22 protein-coding genes and 1 pseudogene are annotated in these 19,685 nt (G+C 71.3%); 7 read left to right on the top strand and 16 right to left on the bottom strand.

Features of this window, described 5'->3' with window-relative positions; all coding sequences use genetic code 11:
- Positions 1-106: 106 nt before the first annotated feature.
- The 12 genes and pseudogenes from WS91_RS08895 to madL form a co-directional block, all read right to left on the bottom strand.
- A complete protein-coding gene (locus WS91_RS08895; RefSeq protein ID WP_038744856.1) occupies positions 107-988 on the bottom strand; it encodes an alpha/beta hydrolase family protein in 882 nt (293 codons plus the stop codon).
- Between the two features lie 11 nt (positions 989-999).
- A pseudogene (locus tag WS91_RS37245) lies at positions 1,000-1,469 on the bottom strand (hypothetical protein).
- Complete coding sequence (locus WS91_RS08905; protein WP_082758133.1) at positions 1,426-1,971, bottom strand: phospholipase D-like domain-containing protein; 546 nt, start codon at positions 1,969-1,971, stop codon at positions 1,426-1,428. The pseudogene WS91_RS37245 and the gene WS91_RS08905 overlap by 44 nt, the downstream one beginning before the upstream one ends.
- 94 nt (positions 1,972-2,065) lie before the next feature.
- A complete protein-coding gene (mdcH, locus tag WS91_RS08910) occupies positions 2,066-3,004 on the bottom strand; it encodes a malonate decarboxylase subunit epsilon (RefSeq protein WP_038744830.1) in 939 nt (312 codons plus the stop codon).
- Positions 3,001-4,143, bottom strand: coding sequence for a triphosphoribosyl-dephospho-CoA synthase MdcB (mdcB, locus tag WS91_RS08915; protein ID WP_156432337.1), 1,143 nt, complete (start codon positions 4,141-4,143; stop codon positions 3,001-3,003). Before mdcB ends, mdcH begins: the two co-directional genes overlap by 4 nt.
- On the bottom strand, positions 4,140-5,036 hold the full coding sequence (mdcG, locus tag WS91_RS08920; RefSeq protein ID WP_059670138.1) for a malonate decarboxylase holo-[acyl-carrier-protein] synthase: 897 nt from the start codon (positions 5,034-5,036) through the stop codon (positions 4,140-4,142). Before mdcG ends, mdcB begins: the two co-directional genes overlap by 4 nt.
- On the bottom strand, positions 5,011-5,736 hold the full coding sequence (mdcE, locus tag WS91_RS08925) for a biotin-independent malonate decarboxylase subunit gamma (RefSeq protein ID WP_059670139.1): 726 nt from the start codon (positions 5,734-5,736) through the stop codon (positions 5,011-5,013). Before mdcE ends, mdcG begins: the two co-directional genes overlap by 26 nt.
- Positions 5,723-6,670: a biotin-independent malonate decarboxylase subunit beta gene (locus WS91_RS08930; protein ID WP_059647097.1), complete on the bottom strand. Its 948-nt coding sequence runs from the start codon at positions 6,668-6,670 to the stop codon at positions 5,723-5,725. Before WS91_RS08930 ends, mdcE begins: the two co-directional genes overlap by 14 nt.
- Positions 6,667-6,984, bottom strand: coding sequence for a malonate decarboxylase acyl carrier protein (mdcC, locus tag WS91_RS08935; RefSeq protein WP_038744826.1), 318 nt, complete (start codon positions 6,982-6,984; stop codon positions 6,667-6,669). The genes WS91_RS08930 and mdcC overlap by 4 nt, the downstream gene beginning before the upstream one ends.
- Positions 6,985-6,997: 13 nt before the next feature.
- Positions 6,998-8,644 (bottom strand): malonate decarboxylase subunit alpha, encoded by a 1,647-nt coding sequence (gene mdcA / locus WS91_RS08940; protein ID WP_059647093.1) that lies wholly within the window; start codon positions 8,642-8,644, stop codon positions 6,998-7,000.
- A 146-nt stretch (positions 8,645-8,790) separates the two neighbouring features.
- Positions 8,791-9,558, bottom strand: a complete 768-nt coding sequence (gene madM / locus WS91_RS08945) for a malonate transporter subunit MadM (RefSeq protein ID WP_059670140.1) — start codon at positions 9,556-9,558, stop codon at positions 8,791-8,793.
- A gap of 13 nt (positions 9,559-9,571) precedes the next feature.
- On the bottom strand, positions 9,572-9,967 hold the full coding sequence (gene madL, locus WS91_RS08950; protein WP_059670141.1) for a malonate transporter subunit MadL: 396 nt from the start codon (positions 9,965-9,967) through the stop codon (positions 9,572-9,574).
- Positions 9,968-10,247: 280 nt separating this feature from the next.
- Here madL and WS91_RS08955 point away from each other — a divergent pair, with 280 nt between their 5' ends.
- Positions 10,248-11,096: a LysR family transcriptional regulator gene (locus WS91_RS08955; protein ID WP_038744822.1), complete on the top strand. Its 849-nt coding sequence runs from the start codon at positions 10,248-10,250 to the stop codon at positions 11,094-11,096.
- 344 nt (positions 11,097-11,440) lie between these two features.
- Complete coding sequence (locus WS91_RS08960; RefSeq protein WP_038744821.1) at positions 11,441-11,698, top strand: DUF4148 domain-containing protein; 258 nt, start codon at positions 11,441-11,443, stop codon at positions 11,696-11,698.
- Between the two features lie 88 nt (positions 11,699-11,786).
- On the opposite strand, the gene WS91_RS08965 is transcribed toward WS91_RS08960, so the two are convergent.
- Both WS91_RS08965 and WS91_RS08975 read right to left on the bottom strand, forming a co-directional pair.
- Positions 11,787-12,704, bottom strand: a complete 918-nt coding sequence (locus WS91_RS08965) for a 3-hydroxyacyl-CoA dehydrogenase NAD-binding domain-containing protein (protein WP_038744820.1) — start codon at positions 12,702-12,704, stop codon at positions 11,787-11,789.
- Positions 12,705-12,986: 282 nt separating this feature from the next.
- Complete coding sequence (locus tag WS91_RS08975) at positions 12,987-14,852, bottom strand: phosphoenolpyruvate carboxykinase (GTP) (protein ID WP_038744818.1); 1,866 nt, start codon at positions 14,850-14,852, stop codon at positions 12,987-12,989.
- Between the two features lie 210 nt (positions 14,853-15,062).
- On the opposite strand from WS91_RS08975, the gene WS91_RS35675 reads away from it, so the two are divergent.
- Positions 15,063-15,803 carry a hypothetical protein gene (locus WS91_RS35675; RefSeq protein WP_156432338.1) on the top strand — a complete coding sequence of 247 codons (741 nt, stop codon included), beginning with the start codon at positions 15,063-15,065 and terminating at the stop codon, positions 15,801-15,803.
- A 131-nt stretch (positions 15,804-15,934) separates the two neighbouring features.
- On the opposite strand, the gene WS91_RS08985 is transcribed toward WS91_RS35675, so the two are convergent.
- On the bottom strand, positions 15,935-16,297 hold the full coding sequence (locus tag WS91_RS08985; protein ID WP_156432339.1) for a hypothetical protein: 363 nt from the start codon (positions 16,295-16,297) through the stop codon (positions 15,935-15,937).
- Between the two features lie 44 nt (positions 16,298-16,341).
- Between WS91_RS08985 and WS91_RS08990 the strand changes: the two genes are divergently transcribed.
- The 4 genes from WS91_RS08990 to WS91_RS09005 all read left to right on the top strand — a co-directional run bounded on the left by WS91_RS08990 (position 16,342) and on the right by WS91_RS09005 (position 19,243).
- Positions 16,342-16,779 carry an Hsp20/alpha crystallin family protein gene (locus WS91_RS08990; protein WP_038744815.1) on the top strand — a complete coding sequence of 146 codons (438 nt, stop codon included), beginning with the start codon at positions 16,342-16,344 and terminating at the stop codon, positions 16,777-16,779.
- Positions 16,780-16,810: 31 nt separating this feature from the next.
- Positions 16,811-17,212: an Hsp20/alpha crystallin family protein gene (locus WS91_RS08995; RefSeq protein ID WP_059580992.1), complete on the top strand. Its 402-nt coding sequence runs from the start codon at positions 16,811-16,813 to the stop codon at positions 17,210-17,212.
- Between the two features lie 301 nt (positions 17,213-17,513).
- Positions 17,514-17,711: a hypothetical protein gene (locus WS91_RS35680; protein ID WP_145986785.1), complete on the top strand. Its 198-nt coding sequence runs from the start codon at positions 17,514-17,516 to the stop codon at positions 17,709-17,711.
- 74 nt (positions 17,712-17,785) lie between these two features.
- Complete coding sequence (locus WS91_RS09005) at positions 17,786-19,243, top strand: aminotransferase-like domain-containing protein (RefSeq protein WP_038744846.1); 1,458 nt, start codon at positions 17,786-17,788, stop codon at positions 19,241-19,243.
- A gap of 23 nt (positions 19,244-19,266) precedes the next feature.
- Here WS91_RS09005 and WS91_RS09010 read toward each other — a convergent pair whose 3' ends face one another.
- The gene (locus WS91_RS09010; protein WP_038744845.1) at positions 19,267-19,455 is read right to left on the bottom strand and encodes a DUF2970 domain-containing protein; all 189 of its coding nucleotides are present in this window, start codon (positions 19,453-19,455) and stop codon (positions 19,267-19,269) included.
- Positions 19,456-19,685: the final 230 nt, after the last annotated feature.

Below are 19,685 nucleotides of genomic sequence, written 5' to 3' on the forward strand. Positions count from 1 at the left end.
GTGGCGTGTGGCGTGTGGCGTGTGGCGTGTGGCGTGTGGCGTGTGGCGTGTGGCGCGTGGCTCCCCGCTTGCGGCACGGCATCACGCGCGCTGCCGCCCCGGCGGCTCACTGCTCGCGCAGCCACGCCGCGCCGAGCGGCCACAGCGCGCGATTATCGTCGCGAAAATAGCCGAAGTGACCGATCGCATGCTGCCGGCGGTCCGGCGAAATCTCGCGGTGCTCGATCTGCGCGCTCGAATAGAGCCGATGCAGCGCCTGCACCGCGGCGGGCGGCGCCATCCAGTCGTCGCTGACCGTGTACGCGAGAATCCGGCCGCGATAATCGCGGAAATGCTCGCGCAGCGGACGGCCCGCGCCGTCGATCAGATAGTCGGGATGGCGGCTCCAGCGCGCCCATTCGCGCATCACGCCCGACGGCAGGTCGGCGCCGCCGCCCAGGCCGAGGCGCCGCGCCGGCAGATGCGACAGCACGCCGCCCAGCGCCGGCACGACGCCGAACCACAGCGCCGCGAGCAGCGGCCGGCGCGGCCACGGCCATAGCCGCCAGTAGCCGCTCGGGCAGCAGATCGACAACAGCGCCGCCGCACGGCCGTTGTTGTGCGCGAGGCCGAACATCTGCCCGCCGACGCTGTGCCCCACCGCGAGCAGCCGATGCGACGGCGCGCGCGCGGCGAGATGGTCGAGCGCGCCGGGCAGATCGGCTTCGCCCCAGTCGCGCAGCGTCGCCGTGTCGGCTTCGGCCGGCGGCTTGCGCGAATCGCCGACGCCGCGATAGTCGTAGGTCAGCACGGTGAAGCCGTCGCCGGCCAGGAAGCGCGCGTAGCGCTCGTAGAAGCCGCGCGGCACGCCGAGCGCGCCGTTCACGAGCACGCTGCGCCCGTTGCTCGCACCCGGCGTGCCCGGCGCATGGAAAGTCCCCGTCAACAGTCGGCCGTCCAGCGCGGCAAACCGTGTCGTCTCGGCCGTGATCTGCGGTCGTTCGTGCATCGACATCCTCGCTATCGAGCGGCTATTGTGCAAGCGAACGCGATTGCCCGCCAGCCGCCCTCCGCTTCGACGGCGGCGCGGCCGCGCGAGGCGGAACCGGTTGCGGCGGTCTTGCCGGCCTTGTCCGCTTTTTCGGTCGTGCCGGTCTGACCGGCTCGGCGATGTCGGCGATGTCGGCGATGTCGGCGATGTCGGCGATGTCGGCGATGTCGGCGATGTCGGCGATGTCGGCGATGTCGGCGATGTCGGCGATGTCGGCGATGTCGGCGATGTCGGCGATGTCGGCGATGTCGGCGATGTCGGCGATGTCGGCGATGTCGGCGATGTCGGGCATCGAAGCGCGCGCGCCGGCGCGGCGCCGCCCGGCGTCGCGCCGCAGTTCTCGGTCGACGCCCCGCCGTTCTCGCGCCGCGCCGCCGCGCGGCCGCCGTCGCCCGCTATCGGCGCGCCAGGCCGTAGAGCCGCCAGAATTCCGTCGCATACGACTGCGCGAGCTGCGGCGCGCGATAGAAAACGTTGAAGTTTCCCGCCCCGCGCGCGTCGCGCCTCTGCGCGAAGCTCGCGGTGCCGAGCACGACCGCGTCGTCGACGACGACGAACGGCCCGTGCGCGTTCGACACGCGCTCGCTCAGCGCGACGCTGACGCCCGCGCTCGCGAGAAACGCCGCGCCGCTGTACTTCGTCGCGCGCCCCGTCCGGTCGAGCACGACCCGCACGTCGACGCCGCGGCCGCGCGCCGCGCACAGCGCCGACGCAACGGCCGCAGGCACGGACGCGCCGCCCGCGACCAGCACGCGCGTGCGCGCGAGCCGAATCAACTCGACCTCGATCTCGGTCGAGCTCGCATCGGCGTCGAAGTACGCGCCGAGCGCGGCATCGCGCGACGGAATCTGCGCGGCGCGCGCGAATTCGGGCGCGGACGTCGCGCAGAGCAGTGCGCAAACGGACGAGAAGACGGGAGCGAAACGAACGCGGTATGTCATGGGGCGGCAATTGTAGCCACCTCCCCCATCGTTGCAAACCGTTTCGTCGACAAAGCGCGCGGCGACGCATCGCCGCGCCCGCACGCCATGCGCGCTACGCGCCGGGATCGACGCGGGAAAACCATGCGCACACGCCGTCCCACGAGCGGAAATCGGCAAGACTGCGCGCCGGCAGCGCGGGATACGCGGCGGCGGCCATGTCGGCGAGCGCGCGCCCCGGACCGAGCTCGACGAACGCGCGCGCGCCCGCTTCAACGCAGCCCGCGAGACACGCCGCCCAGTCGATCGGCTCGGCGATCTGGCGCGCGAGTTTGTCGACGCCGGCGGCGACGTCGAGCACCGGCGCGCCGTCGATGCCGGACAAAAGCCGCGTGCCGGGCACGGGTGCGCGCGCGATCCGCACGTCGGCGAGCGCCGCGCGAAACCGCGGCACCGCGGCGTCGAGCCAGCGCGTATGCGACGCGACGCGAACGCAGACCGGCGCGACGCGCGCCGCGCCTTTCTCGCGCGCGTGCGCGGCGAGCATGTCGAGCGCCGCACGCGGGCCGGCGAGCACGTACGCGTCGCCCGGATTGACGATCGCGACCGCCGCGCCGTGCGCCGCGCACAACGCGTCGATCGCGTCGCGCGGCAGGCCGCGCGCGAACAGCATGCGCGCGTCGCCGTCGCTCGCCGCGTCCATCGCGCGCGCGCGGGCCGCGACGAGATCGAGCGCGTCGCGCGCGTCGACGAGCCCCGCGACGCCCCATGCGGCGACCTCGCCGACGCTGTAGCCCGCGACGCAGCGCCGGCGCGGCAGCAGCGCGTCGAGCCGCGTCATCGCGCTTAGCGCCTGCAGCGTGCAGACGAGCTGCGCGGCGAAGTTCTCGCGCAACGCATCGTCGCCGGCGTCGCGCGCCCACTCGCGCGGATCGGCGCCGAGGAGCGCGGCCGCATGCGCGAAAAGCGGCGCGGCTTGCGGCACATCGGCTGTCAGCTCGAACATGCCGGCGCGCTGGCCGCCCTGCCCCGAACAGAGAATCGCGATCGTCATGGCGGCGGCGGCGCGTCGAATGCGGCGGCGAACAGGCTCATCGCGAGCAGATCCGCCGCGCCGCCCGGGCTCAGCCGGCGCGCGACGAATGCGCGATGCGCGGCGGCCGCGCGTGCGCGCCAGCCGGCGGCGCCCACGCCGCCCCGCGCGAGAAATTCGCGCGCCGTGCGCTGCGCGAAGTCGAGGCCGTCGCGGCCGCCGCGATGCAAGAGGTTCGTGTCGTCGACCGCGGCGATCAGCGCGAAGCACGCGTGCACGCGCGCCGCCTCGGCGTCGCCCGGCGCGAGCCGCGCGGCTTCGCGCAGCGCCGGCACGCCGATCGCATACACGCTCGCGAAGCCGCCCGCCGCCTCCGCGCGCGCGCCGCCGACGCCGTAGCGACGCCCTGCGCGTTCGCCGTGGCTGCCGGCGAGGCGCGGGCCGCCGACGATCTCGCCGCCCCAACGCGCGGCGACGAGCGCGCCGAGCGTCGCGCCCGCGCATCGCCCGCGCTCCGCCGACGCGCGCAGGCCCGCGGCCGCGCAAAGCAGGCCGAGCCCGAAGATCGCGCCGCGATGCGTGTTCACGCCGCCCGTCGCCGCGAGCATCGCGTGCTCCGCGCGCAGGCCGATCCTGCGCAGCACCGGCATGCCGGCGTCGTGCGCGCCCGCCGCGGCGAGCTCGGCGAAGTAGCGGGCGAGCGCCGCCGCGCTGCGGTAGAAGGTGCCGGCCGTCATGTCGTCGTGGCTGCCCGCGTCGACGTGGCTCACGAGACCGGGCTTCGGCCACGTGTCGATTTCGAGGCGAAGACAGCGCGTCGCGTGGGCGCCGATCGTCGCTGCCGCCGGCGACGTTCGCCGGTGCGACTCGGGTGTCGAATGATCGAAACGCTCCGCGACGGCTCGCGCATCGGATCGATCGCGCGCGTTGTGCGCGGACGGCGTATGCCGGAGGATTCGCATGTCCGGTATCGCGGCGATGCTCGACGCATTCGACGCATTCGACGCATTCGACGCATTCGACGCATTCGACGCATTCGACGCATTCGACGCATTCAGCAGCGTATCCGCCCCGCCCGCCCCGTCAAGCGCGCGTACCGGCTCGCGACGCGCCTCGCCGCACCACACCGCCGTCCATACCGAGGATGCGCGCCGCTTCATCGCCACGCGTCCAGAAATGCCGCCGGCTCGCAAAGCTCGACGCACGTCGCCGTCTTCATCGCGACTTCGCGCTCGCCCGCGTGCAGCTCGCGCCAGTTCACGCCCGCGCCGTCCGCACGCAGCAGCTCGCCGTCGATGCGCATCGGCGCATGGGCGTCGAGCTCGGCGAGCGCCGCGAGAAACGGCGCGATCGCGTCGCGCCGCGATGAAATCGAAAACGACGATGTAGCCTCCCGTTCTGACGCCGATGCCGATGCCGATGCCGATGCCGATGCCGTCAGCGACGATACCTGCAAAGACAAAGGCAAAGCCAATGGCGATGGCAATGGCGATGACGATGACGATGGCGACATCGACGGTGCCGGTAACGTCGACAACGACATCGACGCAGACAGCGACGTCGAAAGCGACAGCGACGGCTCCGAGCGCAACGGCATCAACAAGACATCGAGATCCGACCCGTCGCCCACATAGCGCAGCCCCGTCAGCGTCTGCCACGCCAGGCTGCCGAACACCCGGCAGTCGACTCGATGCGCGTCGGCGAGCGCGCGCAACCCGGCAAGCGTCGGCCGCCACGCGGGCGGCGCCCGATGCTCGACGTCGCCGAGCGCCGGCAGCGCGTACACCGCGTCGATCTGCTCGCGCACGGCCGCAAGCGCGACGCGACGCTTGCCCGCCGACGGCGGCAGCGGCAACCCGAGCGGAATGCCCGCATCGCACGGCGAGCGCCGCCGCACGATCAGCGGCCAGCCGCGCGCGGCCCAATCGCGCACGTACGGCAGCGCATCGGCGCCGTCGCGCGCGGCGAGCAGCGCGCGCCACGCGTCGGCGCGCACGCGCACGAGCGTGTGCCGCACGAGCGGCGCGTCAGCGGCCGGCGCGGGCGAGCTCATACACGCGCTGCGCGACGTCGGCGGCGACGGGCCGGCCGCCGCGCTCGGCGCCGACGCGGTCGCGCCGATCAGCGCGATCGGTCGGCCGCGCGACGATCCCGGCCAACTGCTCGGCGAGCGAGCGCGCCGGATCGAGCACCGCGTCGACCGCGCCCGTCTTCGCGAAGTTCTCGAGCCCCGGCGCGAACACCGCGGTCGATTGCGCCTTCTCGCGCAGCACGTCGACGGGCAGCTTCGTCACCCGCGACATCGCCTGCAGATCCATCACCTCCGGCTGCGCGCCCGGCAGCGCGACGAGCGTGCGGGTCGCGAGCGCCGTCGCGATGAACGCGCCCGCCGCCGCATGCCCGTACAGCAAGCCGATCGTCGGATGGCCGAGCGCGTCCGCATGCAGCAGGCACTTCGCGAGATGCGCGAGGCATTCGTTCAGGCCGAGCAGTTCGTCGCGCTTGCTCATCCGCTGGCTGTCGCCGTCGACGAGCACGAGGATCGGCGTCTCGCCGCCGCGCCCGATCGTCGCGAGCACGCGCTCGGCGAGCGCGAGCGCGCCGTCGACGCCGAGCGCCGCGCCCCGCGCGACGCCGATCACGTCGACCGTGCGCCCCGCGAGCGCGCCGTGCCCGGCGAGCAGCCCGTCGGCGTCGATCGCGACGTCGTGGCCCGACGGAAACAGCGAAGCGAGCACGTCATCGAGCGTCATCGCGCACCTCCGTCAAGCGGCCGGCCAACGCCGCGAACGCCGCGCCGTCGAGCGACGGAATCGCGTTCGCGTCGCTCGCGCCGAGCGCGCGCCACACGTCGAGCGCGTCTTCGCAGCCGCCGAAGCGCGCGATGCGCCCGGCGAGCCGCGCGTGCTCGGCCTCGAGCGTCGCCGTGCCGAACGCCGCGCCCGCGCACGCCTGCGCGACGAGCGCGATCGCGGCGTCGCGAAACGCGTCGATCGTGTCGTCGACGAAGCGCTCCGCGCCGCCGACGAGCCGCCGATGCTTGCCGCCCATCGTCCGCCAGACGAGCGCGCGATCGCGCGAGTCGAACTCGTCGACGCCGCGCCGGCTCTCGATCACTTCCGGCCCGGACACGCCGATGCGCCCCTGCTCGGACACCGCGAGCGCCGAGCAGCACGCGGCGATGATCCCGCCGCCGCCGTAGCAGCCCGCGCGCCCGCCGACGAGCCCGACGACGGGCACGCCCGCCGCGCGCGCGTCGATCACCGCGCGAACGATCTCCGACACCGCGATCTCGCCCGCGTTCGCCTCCTGCAGCCGCACGCCGCCCGTGTCGAACAGGATCAGCACGGGCACGGAGCGCAGCTCGCGCGCCGCGCGCAGCAGGCCCGTCAGCTTCGCGCCGTGCACCTCGCCGAACGCGCCGCCCATGAAGCGCCCTTCCTGCGCGGCGACCAGCACGGGCGCCCCGCCGAGCGCCGCGCGGCCGACGACCATGCCGTCGTCGAACTGCTGCGGCAAGCCGAAAAGCGGCAGATGCGGGCTCACGAGCCGCGCCCGCGGGCCGACGAATTCCTCGAACGAGCCCGCGTCGACGAGCCCCGCGAGCCGCTGCCGCGCCGACGCCTCGAACCAGCTCGCCCCCGCCGGCGCGATCTTCGGATGCGTTGCCGTGGCCGCCGCGTTCATCGCGCGTCTCCTTCGATCGCGCGCACGGCCTGCGCGAGCCGCAGCGACACCATGTCGGGCCGTGCGCCGCCGTCGTTCACGGACAGGCGCAGCCCGCCCGGCGAGCGGCGCTCGACGAAATCGGCGACGACCGCCTGCCACACGTCGCCGAAGCCCGCGGCCGCCGTGCGGATGTCGACTTCGCATTCGGTGTCGGGCAGCACGCGCTCGACGAGCACTTCGAGATTGCCCGACGCGACGACGCCGACGATCGCCCACGCCGCGTCGCCCTTCGCGCGCGCGCGCGCGGCGTGGCGATAGTTCAACTGTTCCATTGCGAAACGCTCCTCACCAATTGCGGAATCGGGACGGCGGCGCGTACAGGCCGTCCGACCAATGCACGAGATCCTTGATCGACCGCGCGGCGAGAAGCCGCCGGTCGGCGTCGAGCGGATCGACGCCGAGATCCTCCGGGCGCTGGATCACGCCGCGCTCGCGCAGCCGCTCGACGAGCCGGCGGTCGCGGCCGCGGCCGATCTCCGTGTAGCCGGCCACGCCGCGAATCGCGTGCTCGCGCTCGTCGGCGTCGCGGCACAGCAAGAGATTCGCGATCCCTTCCTCCGTGACGACGTGCGTGACGTCGTCGCCGTACACCATCACCGGCGCGAGATCGAGCGCGAGCTTGTCGGCCAGGCGCAGCGCGTCGAGCTTCTCGACGAACATCGGCGCGTTCTTCTCGCCGAACGTCTCGCCGATCTGCACGACGAGCTTGCGCCCGCGCCGCAGCGCCGCGGGCGTCGCCGGATCGGCCTCCTCGCCCGCCTTGATCCACGGCTCGCTCGGGTGACGCCGCCCGCGCGCGTCGCTGCCCATGTTCGGCGCGCCGCCGAAGCCCGCGATCCGCTCGGCCGTCACCGTCGACGAATGGCCCGCGAGATCGATCTGCAGCGTCGAGCCGATGAACATGTCGCACGCGTAGAGGCCCGCCGTCTGGCAGAACGCGCGATTCGAGCGCAGCGAGCCGTCGACGCCCGTGAAGAAGATGTCGGAGCGCGCGCGGATGTAGTCGTCCATCCCGACTTCGGAGCCGAAGCAGTGGATCTGCTCGACCCAGCCGGATTCGATCGCCGGGATGAGCGTCGGATGCGGATTCAGCGCCCAGTGCGTGCAAACCTTGCCCTTGAGCCCGAGCCGCTCGCCGTAGGTCGGCAGCACGAGCTCGATCGCCGCCGTGTTGAAGCCGATCCCGTGATTGAGCCGCTTCACGCCGTAGCGCGCGTAGATGCCCTTGATCGCGAGCATCGCGGTGAGGATCTGCGTCTCGGTGATGCCGGCCGGATCGCGCGTGAAGAGCGGCTCGACGTAGAACGGCCGCCCCGCCTCGACGACGAAGTGCACGCGGTCGCCCGGAATGTCGACGCGCGGCACGCGATCGACGATCTTCTCGACCTGCGCGATCACGATGCCGTCCTTGAACGCGGTCGCCTCGACGACGGTCGGCGTGTCCTCGGTGTTCGGGCCGGTGTACAGGTTGCCGTCGGCGTCGGCGCTCACCGCGGCGACGAGCGCGACGTGCGGCGTCAGATCGATGAAGTAGCGCGCGAACAGCTCGAGATACGTGTGCACCGCGCCGAGCTCGATCTTGCCGCCGAACAGCAGCTTCGCGATTCGCTGCGACTGCGGGCCCGAATACGCATAGTCGAGCCGCTTCGCGATCCCGCGCTCGAACACGTCGAGATGCTCGGGCAGCACGACGCCCGATTGCACCATGTGCAGATCGTGCACCTTCGCGCTGTCGACGGCGGCGAGCGCCGTGGCGAGCAGATCCGCCTGCTTCTGGTTGTCACCCTCGATGCAGACGCGCTCGCCCGGCCGCAGCACCGCCTCGAGCAGCGCGGTCGCGTCGCGCGCGGCCACCCGCTTGCGCTGCGCGAGCGGCGCGGCCGCCGCGAGACGCGCGGCGCGCGCGGCGCGGGCGTCGTTCCATCCCGTCATAGAGTCGCCTCCTGCGTATCCGTCCGGTAGGTTCTGCGGCATTGTAAGCCGCGCCGCCGCGGCGATTGATGACGTTGCGCGATGCGACTCAGTGGCGCGCGCGATGGATCGGCCGGCGCGGCCGCATGCGATCCCGCGCGCGGGCGTCACGCCCCCACCGCCGCCTTCGTCGCGAAGAACAGCAGCGACGGCCCGAGCAGGCATCCGACGCCCGTATGGAACGTCGCGATCAGCGCGCCGTACGGCACGAGCCGCCGATCGGTCGCGGCGAGCCCGGCGCTCACGCCGCTCACGGTGCCGGCGAGCCCGCCGAAGATCATCGCCGCGCGCGGCGTGCGCAGCCCCATGAAGCTCGCCGCGAACGGCGTGCCGATCATCACGATGATCGCCTTCACGAGGCCCGTCGCGATGCTGAGCGCGATCACGTCGGAACTCGCGCCGATCGCCGCGCCCGTCACCGGCCCGACGATGTACGTGACGGCGCCCGCGCCGATCGTCGTCATGCTGACGGCGTCCGAATAGCCGAACGCGCGCGCGACGCTCGCGCCGACGACGAACGGCAGCACCGTGCCGAGCAACAGCGACGCGAGCCCGATGAGCCCCGCCTTGCGCGCCTCGGCGGGCTGCACCTCGAACGCGGTCGCGACGATCGCGAAATCGCGCAGCATCGCGCCGCCCATCAGGCCGACGCCCGCGAAGAGCGGCACGTCGGCGATCCCCTTCTCGCCGCCCGTGTACGCGCCGCCGACGTACGCGAGCGCGAGACCGATCAGGATCGCGATCGCCGAGCCGTGCACGCGGCCGAGCGTGAGCTTCTTCGACAGCGCCGCCGACGCGAGCATGATGCAGCCGACGAGCGCGAACGACGCGACGAGCCCGTTGTGCGCGACGACTCTTCCGAGCATGTCGATCATGGCCGGCTCCCGCTCAGTTCTCTTCGGGCCGCGGCAGCGCCGCGAGCGTCGTCGCGTCGCGCCCGACGCGCGCGAGCACCGCGATGCAAACCGCGCACACGGCGGCCGCGCCCACCGCCGACAGCAACGCGACGGGCCCGCCCTTCAGCGCGGCGACGACGTTCTGGTTGGCCGCCATCGCGACGACGACCGGGATGTACATCGCGCCCCAGAACGCGACGCCGGACTCGGTCTCCTTCGGCAGCCAGCCGCGCCGATGCAGATGGAGCTTCAGGCCGATGAGGAGCAGCATCGCGATGCCGACGCCGCCGACGTTGGTCTTCGCGCCGATCACGGCGCCCAGCAGATCGCCGAGGAAGAGCCCGGCCAGATGGCAGAACGCGAGCAGCGCGGTTCCGTAGATGATCATGCGTGTCTCCTGATTCCTGATGATGGATCGTCGCGGCGCGAGCGCCGCGGCCCGGCGGCTCGTCGTGCGAGCGCGTTCTCGGGCGGCAATGGCAATGCATCGGCGACGGGGTGAAGACCCGGCGGCCCGCCGCGCCGGCTTGCCGTAGACTGGCGGCGGCGCAGCCGCCGACGCCGCGCGCCCGAAAAGCGGGCGGCGCGACGGCCGGGCCTCGCACATCGTAGTCCCGCCGCCCGCGGCCATTTATGAAGTTGTCGAATTCGATTCAGTGGGTTTAGCAATGCGTCCGTTACCGCCTGAACTGCTGCGCAGTTTCGTCGCCGTCGCGCAGACGGGCAGCTTCACCGCCGCGTCCGAGCGCGTGAACCTGTCGCAATCGACGGTCAGCCAGCACATCCGCCGCCTCGAAGAGCTGCTCGACCGGCCGCTCTTCGAGCGCGACACCCGCAACGTGCGGCTCGCGCCCAACGGCGAGGCCCTGTTCCGCTACGCGGTGCGCATCCTCGAGCTGATGGACGAGGCCGTCGCGTCGGTGTGCGGGCCGCCGCTGTCGGGCAAGGTGCGGCTCGGCTTGTCGGAAGATTTCGCGCTGACGCACCTGACGGCCGCGCTCGCGAGCTTCCTGCAGCGCAACCCGGACGTGGAGCTCGAGATCGCGACGGGCCTGTCCGGCGAGCTGTTCGACGCGCTCGACGCCGGCCGGCACGATCTGGTGTTCGCGAAGCGGATCGCGGGCAGCCGGCGCGGGCGCGTGATCCGCACCGAGCCGCTCTACTGGTGCACGGGCCCCGATTCGCCGCTCACGGGGCGCGAGCCCGTGCTGCCGCTCGCGCTGCATCCGGAGCCGAGCGTGTCGCGCAAGCGCGTGCTCGAGACGCTCGACGCGATCGGCCAGCCGTACCGGATCGCCGTCGCGAGCAGCAGCATCGCGGTGCTGCGCGCGGCAGCGAGCGCGGGGCTCGGCATCAGCGCGTTCGCCGGCTACGTGATTCCGCACGGGCTCGCGAAGCTCGAAGCCGATCTGCCCGCGCTCGGCGATCTCGAATACGTGATCGACCGGCCCGCGAACGCATCGCGCCCGGCGCTCGCGCTCGAGGCGACGCTCGTCGCGGCGGCGCACGAGTTCTGACGGAGCAAAGCGGTCAGCGGCGGCGGCATCGCTGGCCGCGAGCGGATCGCGCGGCGCGATTCCGGCGCGATTCCGGCGCGCGACGGCGGCGGCGCGACGGCTTCGCCGATTCGGACATGCGCGTCGCGCCGCAAGCCTCGCGCACCGCCTCCGCGGCCTGAGCGGCCTGCGCCGCCTACACGGCCTCCATGGTCTCCGCAGCCTGAGCGGCCTCGCCCGCCGCCTGACAAAATCGCCATGATGCGGTCATCGTCCGCTCAGGCGCGCCCGTCCAGAATGCGACTCGACGGAACGCGAAGTCATGGCGCTTCGCTTTCCATCCCGTCACCTTTCTGGAGCTTTCGATGAATACGCTACGCTTTCTCGTCGCGGCCGCCGCCGTCGCGGCGTCCGTGCTGACCGCGACGTCGGCGCTCGCATCGACGTCCGACGCGGCCCAAGGCAAGACCCGCGCGCAGGTGCGCGCCGAGCTGATCCAGGCGTACCGCGACGGCGTGATCCCGACGCCGGACGGCGACTATCCGCCGAGCCAGGCGACGATCGACGCGAACCGCGCCCGCCTCGCGGCGGCCGATCCCGCATGGGCGCGGGAACAGCAGTGATCGCGCGGCGAACCGCTCGCGCCCGCGCATGACGCGACGCGCGCCCCGTCGCCGCCGAAGCACGCGCCGGGCCGACCGCTCGCGGCGATCAGGGCAAGAAGCTGCCGCGCCGCGCGTCGATCAGGTCGACAAGCAGGCGGTCGCGCTCCGCGCCGAGTTCCCGCATCGAGCGCGCGCCCTGAATCTCGCGCAGCGCGTCGATCAGCTTGCGATCGACGTCGGGCGAAAACGATGGCGCGCCGAGATCGTCCCACCAGCTCGCCATCGGGCCCGACAGATGCTCGAGGAAATGCGCGATGCCGCCCTCGCCGCCGCCGAGATGATAGACGAGGCCCTGCCCCATCAACGCCCAGCGCAGGCCGGGCCCCCACGACACGGCCTTGTCCGCGTCCTCGACGCTCACCACGCCTTCGCCGACCAGGTGATACACCTCGCGAAAGAGCGCGGCCGCGAGCCGGTTCGCGACGTGGCCCGCCATCTCCTTGTTGAGCACGATCGTCACCTTGCCGAGACCGTCGTAAAAGCGCTTGGCCTGCGCGATCGCGTCCGCCGACGTCGCGGCGCCGCCGACCAGCTCGACGAGCGGAATCAGATGCGGCGGGTTGAACGGATGCGCGACGAGACAGCGCTCGGGATGCGCGCCGCACGCGCTCTGAATGTCAGACATCCTGAGCCCCGACGAGCTCGACGCGACGAGCACGCGCGCGGGCAGCAACGCGTCGATCCGTCGATACAGGTCGCGCTTGAAATCGAGACGCTCGGGGCCGTTTTCCTGCACGAAATCCGCGCCGTCGAGCGCGGCGTCTAGCGTCGGCTCGAACGCGAGATGCGATGCGAGCGACGCGGCGCGCTCGCCGAGAAAATTCGCGAGCGCGGCATCGAGCCGCGCGCGCGCGTCGGGCGCCGGATCGGTCACGGCGACGTCGAAGCCCTTCGATAGATAAAACGCGGTCCAGCTCGCGCCGATCACGCCGGCGCCGACGACGGCGATCCGTTGAATCTTCATGGGCGGTGTCTCCTGGGTGTTCGAATGCGCGCACGATTGTCGCATCGAACCAAGGTGGCCGCGCGCGGCGCCCGCTCGAATCGCTTGCCGCCGGCTGCGCGCGCGCCGCCGCGTGCGCGCGGTCGGCGAAACAAAAAACCGCACGAACGCTGCTGCGTCATGCGGTTCTTCGCTTTCGCGCGATCGATCGGCGGCGCGCGCGTCGCGCGTGATGCGCCGCGCGTCACCTATCACGCATCACGCATCACGCGTCGCGGCTCGCGCCGCGCCCGGCTTCGCCGCTCAGTCGCCGAGCCTCGACTCGATCCTCGCCTTCGTATCGGCGAGCGCGCCCGGCAGCCGCGCGCTCAGCTTGTCGAACAGCTCCGCGTGCAGCGCGAGCTCGTCGCGCCATTCGGCCGGATTCATCGACGTCACCTGCGCGTACTGCGCGGGCGAGAACGCGAGCCCCTCCCAATGCAGATCCTCGTAGCGCGGCGTGAGCCCGAACGCATGCTCGACGCCCGCGCCCTTGCCGTCGATCCGGTCGAGCATCCACTTCAGCACGCGCATGTTCTCGCCGAAGCCCGGCCACACGAAGCGGCCGTCCGCATCCTTGCGGAACCAGTTCACGCAGTAGATCTTCGGCAACGCCGCGCCCGACGCCGCGAGCGTCTCGCCGAGCGACAGCCAGTGCGCGAAGTAGTCGCTCATGTTGTAGCCGCAGAACGGCAGCATCGCGAACGGGTCGCGCCGCACGACGCCCTGTTGCCCCGCCGCCGCCGCGGTCGTCTCCGAGCCCATCGTCGCCGCCATGTAGACGCCCTCGACCCAGTCGCGCGCCTCGGTGACGAGCGGCACCGTCGTCGAACGGCGGCCGCCGAAGATGAACGCGTCGATCGGCACGCCGGCCGGGTTCTGCCAGTCGTCGTCGATCGACGGGCACTGCGACGCGGGCGCCGTGAAGCGCGAGTTCGGATGCGCGGCCTTGCGCCCCGTCTCGCGGCCGATCTCCGGCGTCCATGCGTTGCCCTGCCAGTCGGTGAGCCGCGCGGGCGGCGTGTCGGTGAGCCCCTCCCACCAGACATCGCCGTCCTCCGTCAGCGCGACGTTCGTGAAGATCACGTTCTCCGTGAGCGTCGCGAGCGCATTCGGATTCGTCTTCGCGCCCGTGCCCGGCGCGACGCCGAAATAGCCCGCCTCCGGATTGATCGCGTAGAGGCGCCCGTCGCGGGCGGGCTTGAGCCATGCGATGTCGTCGCCGATCGTCGTCACGCGCCAGCCGTCGAAGCCTTTCGGCGGGATCAGCATCGCGAAGTTCGTCTTGCCGCACGCGGACGGGAACGCCGCGGCGATGTGGTACTTCCGGCCCTCGGGCGAGGTCACGCCGAGAATCAGCATGTGCTCGGCGAGCCAGCCTTCGTCGCGGCCCATCGTCGACGCGATGCGCAGCGCGAAGCACTTCTTGCCGAGGAGCGCGTTGCCGCCGTAGCCGGAGCCGAAGCTCCAGATCTCGCGCGACTCGGGGAAATGCACGATGTACTTGGTCGGATTGCACGGCCATGCGACATCGCTCTCGCCCGCGGCGAGCGGCCGCCCGACGCTGTGCACGCACGGCACGTATTCGCCGTCTTCGCCGAGCGCGCCGAGCACGTCGCGGCCCATGCGCGTCATGATCCGCATGTTGACGACGACGTACGGGCTGTCCGACAGCTCGACGCCGATGTGCGCGATCGGCGAGCCGAGCGGCCCCATCGAGAACGGCACGACGTACAGCGTGCGGCCGCGCATCGCGCCTCGAAAGAGGCCGCCGAGCGTCTCGCGCATGTCGGCGGGCGCGACCCAGTGATTGGTCGGGCCGGCGTCGTCGCGATGCTCGCTGCAGATGAACGTGCGGTCCTCGACGCGCGCGACGTCGGACGGATCGGACAGCGCGAGAAACGAGTTCGGCCGCTTCGCCGGATTGAGGCGCACCATCGTGCCTTGCTCGACCATCGCGTCGCAGAGGCGGTCGTATTCCGCTTGCGATCCGTCGCACCAGACGACGCGATCCGGCTCGGTCAGCTCCGCGATACGCGCGACCCAGTCGATCAGGCCGCGGTGCTTTACGTAGTCGGGAACGTCGATCGGAATGGTGCGCGTCGCCGCGACCACGTTGCTTCGGGTCATGAGAATGTCTCCGTGTTGTAGAACCAGAATTCCGTGCGCGCGCCGCGCGACGACGCGCGCGGCGGCTGGCGTAGCGGCGCTACGCGATGGCTGGTGGCGACGCATGCGCATGCGCATGCGCGCAGCGTGGGCGTCGCACTCCACGTTCCGACTCCGAGAATCGAGGAGCGTTCGTTTTTTTTGGGGGTGGGAACGATTGTATCGCCAAGCTTGCTCATGCACCTGCCATACGATCAAGGTGAAGGCCAGCATACCATCGCGATGCGCGTGCCGGCGCTGCACCGCAGCAAGCCGCGGGCGCCCGGCGCGACGCGCGATCCGCTCGCGACGAACGCGCGCCGGCCCGCTCGCCGAGCGCAATTGGAGCAATCCAGCATAAGCCCGATGCGCGCCGACGCGGGTTATTACCGACGCGAATGCGCGCTCCGGCCTCCGCGGCGCAAGCGCGGCGACGCGTGTCGGCCGCGCGCGCATGGCCTGTGTGCGCATGGCCTGTGTGCGATGAATGACATTCGCGAGAATTCCCGATACGGCGCGGCGCGCGAACGTTCGCCTTCGTTGCGCGCGCAAGCGACACGTTTCGGCGCGTCGCACGTTGCCGTCGTTCGGCAAGCGTCCGGCCATGTTCGTGCGCTCTGGACGGTGCGCGTCCGGCGCGCCGATCGCGATTCGAATCCGCACGGCGGGAACGCGGCGAACGCGACGCGCGCCCCGTTCCGTCGCCGACATGCTTTTCTTCTACTCGGACGTGCGTCACGCGCGCGCCGCGGACGGACGGAGCCGATGCCGGTTCGATGTTCGATGGAACTGAAACGCGCGCGATGCAGGCGCGTCGGCGAACGAATTCGCCTTGGCGGTCGCGAAGCGACGGGACGAGACGGCGCGAGGCGGGACGCAACACGACGCGACATGGCACGGCACGGCACGGCACGGCACGGCACGCATCCATGATGCGCATGCACGACAGCGAACTCGTTTGCTTCGTAACGCCCGCCGCTGCGTCGCCGACACCGGCGCGACGAAGCGCCCGGACACGTGTGCTTGCGACCACGAGTGCGGCGCCTCGCAACGTCGTCACGTCGTCACGTCGCCACGTCGCCCTCGTCGCTCGGCCGCACCGCCACCACCGCCGTCGCCATCAACATCAACATCGACCTTCGCGAGCACCGCAATCCGCAACCTCCGCGCCGACTATGCGACACGGCCTCGATGCCGCAAACGCGCGCGAAACCGGTCCCGATCGCGGGCATCAGGCGCAGTCCGCCGCACGTCGTCGAACGCGAGCCGCTACGCCGCACGTCGCCCCGCGCATCGATCGTCGCACCGATCGCCGCGCGCCTCTTGAAATCGCGCTCGCCGCGCCTATCTTCGAGACGCTGACGCAGCCGCACCCGCGCGCTGCCTGTTTCGACCGATATGTCACGGCCACGCGAACGGACCGGCACGCATGCCCTCGCGTTCGCAGGCCGCGTTCCAGGAGGACACGACCATGAGCGATCTCTATTTCGGCGCCGATCTTTTCAACGAGTTCGATCGTCTGCATCGACAGATGGCGAATCTGTTCGGCGGCTCCCCGTCCAGCCTTCGCGCGAGCCGGCTCGGCGCATTCCCGCCGCTCAACGTCGGCACGACCGACGATTCGATCGAGATCGTCGCGTTCGCGCCCGGCATGCGCGCGGCCGACTTCGACGTGTCGATCGACAAGGGGCTGCTCACGATCAGCGGCGAGCGCAAACCCGTCCAGCAAGCAGACGCCGACGCGCGCGCCTATGCGCAGGAACGCTTTCGCGGCGCATTCCGGCGCGTCGTCGAGCTGCCGCAAAACGCCGATCCCGACAAGGTCCGGGCCCGTTACGAAAACGGCTGCCTGCTGATCAGCGTCGGCAAGCGCGAAGCGTCGAAGCCGCGCGCGATCACCGTTCAATGAGCCCCGCCCGCCTCGAATCAAGGAGCCGATCGTGAATACCAGCCATTCAGTTGCAGAACGTCAATCCGCCGCGCCGTCTCGCCGTGACGCGGGCGAAACATCGCGCGCGATCACGGTCGCGCCGGCCGTCGACGTGTACGAAGACAAGCACGGCGTGACGCTGTGGGCCGACCTGCCCGGCGTTGCGAAAGAGGGGCTCGAAGTGAAGATCCACGACGGCCATCTGTCGATCGACGCGCACGCGGCACTGCCGATGCCGGCGGGCCCGCGCGCGCAGCACGTCGAAGTGCGCGAGCCGCATTTCGCACGCACGTTCCGGCTGAGCCCGGACTTCGACACGGCGAGGATCGAAGCGAATCTTCAGGATGGCGTATTGAAGCTGACGATTCCGCGGCGCGACGCAGCGCAGCCTCGGCGCGTCGAAGTGAAGTAACGTCGCGCCGGCGCACGCGGCCGCACGAGCATGAATGCGGCCGCGTGCGTGCCGCGCGAGCCACGCGCGGCACGCACGATTCTCCGGCGCGTCGAAACCCGGGCGGCCCAGCGAGAAATCCGCTCGATCCGCCGCTCGTCGCGCGATGCCGCCGAATGCAAGCGCAGGCGCTGGCCGTCGCGCATAGGCTCAAACGCGCCGCTCAAACGCGGCCGGTCGCGGCCGCTGCACGGAGCGGATCACGGATCGATCGATGTTCCCGGTGCCGCGCGCTCGCGATGCTAGCCGGAGGATGTCCTTCTTGAACATCCATCTCGTCGCGCTCGACCGCGACGCCGTTCGCGAAGCCACTGCCTCGCCGACTGATGAAGCCCGGGTGCCGTACGAACGTGCGCGCCATGCATCTCGATTCGAGACGGCGCGCTGCAACGCGCGCGCCGCGCCGCTCCTCCTTCGCCACGCAGCGACTTTTCTTTTGTCGGCCGGCATAAGACAATGAGCGGCCGCGCCGGCGGCGCCGGCCGCGCCAATCGGCCGCCGCCGGCGCGCCGCCGCTCAACCCGCCCTTCATCGATGAAACGTTACGAAACGCTCGCCCGCACGATGGCCGGCGACATCCGGTCCGGCAACATCGCGGCCGGCACGCGCATGCCGTCGCTGCGCCAGTTGATCGCCCAGCATCGCGTCAGTCAGTCGACCGTGTTTCGTGCGTATTACCTGCTCGAGCAGTGGGGCTTGATCCGCGCGCGCGAACGCTCGGGCTACTACGTCGCGCACGGCGCGCAGGCGAGCGCCCGCGCGAACGACGGCCAGCCGGCGCCGGGCGGCCGGATCGCGCGCGCCGCCGCGCCCGCCGAATCGCGCAAGGTCGACATCAGCGATCTCGTGTTCTCCGTGCTCGAAGCCTCGACGCATCCCGGCATCGTGCCGCTCGGCTCCGCGTTTGCGTCTGCGCATCTGTTTCCGCTGCCGCGTCTCGCGAAGTCGCTCGCGCAGGCGACGCGGCTCGTGAGCCCGCGGAGCACCGTCGTCGACCTGCCGCCCGGCAGCGAGCAACTGCGCCGCCAGATCGCGCTGCGCTACCTCGGCATCGGCGTGCCGCAGCCGATCGACGAGATCGTCGTGACCGACGGCGCGCTCGAAGCGCTCAATCTGTGCCTGATGGCCGTCACGCGCCCCGGCGACGTGGTCGCCGTCGAGGCGCCCGGCTTCTATGCGGCGCTGCAGGCGATCGAGCGGCTCGATCTGCGCGCGGTCGAGATTCCCGTCGATCCGCGCACGGGCCTCGACCTCGACGCGCTCGCCGCGGCGCTCGACCGCCATGACGTGCGCGCGTGCTGGTTCATGACGAACTTCCAGAATCCGACGGGCGTCACGCTGTCGGTCGACAAGAAGAAGGCGCTCGTCGAGATGCTCGCCGCGCGCGAAGTGCCGCTCATCGAAGACGACGTCTACGGCGAGCTGCACCACGGGCCGGACTATCCGCTGCCCGCGCGCGCATTCGACAAGCACGGGCTCGTCATGCACTGCAGCTCGTTCTCGAAGACGCTCGCGCCCGGCTACCGGATCGGCTGGGCGTCGGCCGGGCGCTTCGCCGAGAAAGTGCGGCGGCTCAAGCTGATGACGACGCTGTCCGCGAGCACTCCCGCGCAGGTCGGCATCGCCGACTATCTCGAGCACGGCGGCTACGATCGGCACCTGCGCAAGCTGCGCGGCGCGCTGCGCGGCCAGATGGGCCGGATGAACGAGGCGCTGATGCGCCACCTGCCGCCCGACGTGCACTGGACGCTGCCCGACGGCGGCTATTTCCTGTGGCTGGCGTTTCCCGATGCGATCGACGCGATGGCGCTGCATCGCGAGGCGATCGGGCGCGGCGTCAGCGTCGCGCCCGGCCCGCTCTTTTCCGCCGCGCATGCATTCGAGCGCTGCGTGCGGATCAATTTCGGCCATCCGTGGAGCGCGAGCGTCGACGATGCGATCCGCATCGTCGGCGAGCTCGTCGCGCGGCCGTCCGTGCGCAAGCGGCGCTGACCGCTCGCGAGCCGGCGCCGCGCTCAGCGCATCACGGTGGTCGCGACCTTCGCCATCGCGAACAGGAAGCCGCCGAAGCACGCGGCGAGCAGGATCGCCATCACCGGCACCCACGGCAGCTTCACCGACGCGAGATCGGCCTGATGCTCGGCCCCCTTGCGCACGCCGAAGAAACTCCACAGCACCATCCTTAGCATTCTCGTCAAACCCATCGCCATTCTCCGACATGGCGGCGCACGAGTCGCGCCGCGTTCCATGCGCATCACGGTAACCGCGCGCGGCGAACGATAAAAGCAGCAGTTCGCGACTGATTTTGCGCAGCAGCTTCGTGGTGGCGGTCGGTAGTCGGTAGTCGGTAGTCGGTAGTCGGTAGTCGGTAGTCGGTAGTCGGTAGTCGGTAGTCGGTAGTCGGTGGTCGGTGGTCGGTGGTCGGTGGTCGGCC

This window comes from Burkholderia sp. MSMB1498 (assembly GCF_001526245.1).
Lineage (GTDB): Bacteria > Pseudomonadota > Gammaproteobacteria > Burkholderiales > Burkholderiaceae > Burkholderia > Burkholderia savannae.

Coding starts and splice junctions, on each gene's coding strand:
- WS91_RS08895 (WP_038744856.1), bottom strand. CDS start 988: ATGCACGAACGACCGCAGATCACGGCCGAGACGACACGGTTTGCCGCG.
- WS91_RS08905 (WP_082758133.1), bottom strand. CDS start 1,971: ATGACATACCGCGTTCGTTTCGCTCCCGTCTTCTCGTCCGTTTGCGCA.
- mdcH (WP_038744830.1), bottom strand. CDS start 3,004: ATGACGATCGCGATTCTCTGTTCGGGGCAGGGCGGCCAGCGCGCCGGC.
- mdcB (WP_156432337.1), bottom strand. CDS start 4,143: ATGAAGCGGCGCGCATCCTCGGTATGGACGGCGGTGTGGTGCGGCGAG.
- mdcG (WP_059670138.1), bottom strand. CDS start 5,036: ATGAGCTCGCCCGCGCCGGCCGCTGACGCGCCGCTCGTGCGGCACACG.
- mdcE (WP_059670139.1), bottom strand. CDS start 5,736: ATGACGCTCGATGACGTGCTCGCTTCGCTGTTTCCGTCGGGCCACGAC.
- WS91_RS08930 (WP_059647097.1), bottom strand. CDS start 6,670: ATGAACGCGGCGGCCACGGCAACGCATCCGAAGATCGCGCCGGCGGGG.
- mdcC (WP_038744826.1), bottom strand. CDS start 6,984: ATGGAACAGTTGAACTATCGCCACGCCGCGCGCGCGCGCGCGAAGGGC.
- mdcA (WP_059647093.1), bottom strand. CDS start 8,644: ATGACGGGATGGAACGACGCCCGCGCCGCGCGCGCCGCGCGTCTCGCG.
- madM (WP_059670140.1), bottom strand. CDS start 9,558: ATGATCGACATGCTCGGAAGAGTCGTCGCGCACAACGGGCTCGTCGCG.
- madL (WP_059670141.1), bottom strand. CDS start 9,967: ATGATCATCTACGGAACCGCGCTGCTCGCGTTCTGCCATCTGGCCGGG.
- WS91_RS08955 (WP_038744822.1), top strand. CDS start 10,248: ATGCGTCCGTTACCGCCTGAACTGCTGCGCAGTTTCGTCGCCGTCGCG.
- WS91_RS08960 (WP_038744821.1), top strand. CDS start 11,441: ATGAATACGCTACGCTTTCTCGTCGCGGCCGCCGCCGTCGCGGCGTCC.
- WS91_RS08965 (WP_038744820.1), bottom strand. CDS start 12,704: ATGAAGATTCAACGGATCGCCGTCGTCGGCGCCGGCGTGATCGGCGCG.
- WS91_RS08975 (WP_038744818.1), bottom strand. CDS start 14,852: ATGACCCGAAGCAACGTGGTCGCGGCGACGCGCACCATTCCGATCGAC.
- WS91_RS08990 (WP_038744815.1), top strand. CDS start 16,342: ATGAGCGATCTCTATTTCGGCGCCGATCTTTTCAACGAGTTCGATCGT.
- WS91_RS09005 (WP_038744846.1), top strand. CDS start 17,786: ATGAAACGTTACGAAACGCTCGCCCGCACGATGGCCGGCGACATCCGG.
- WS91_RS09010 (WP_038744845.1), bottom strand. CDS start 19,455: ATGGGTTTGACGAGAATGCTAAGGATGGTGCTGTGGAGTTTCTTCGGC.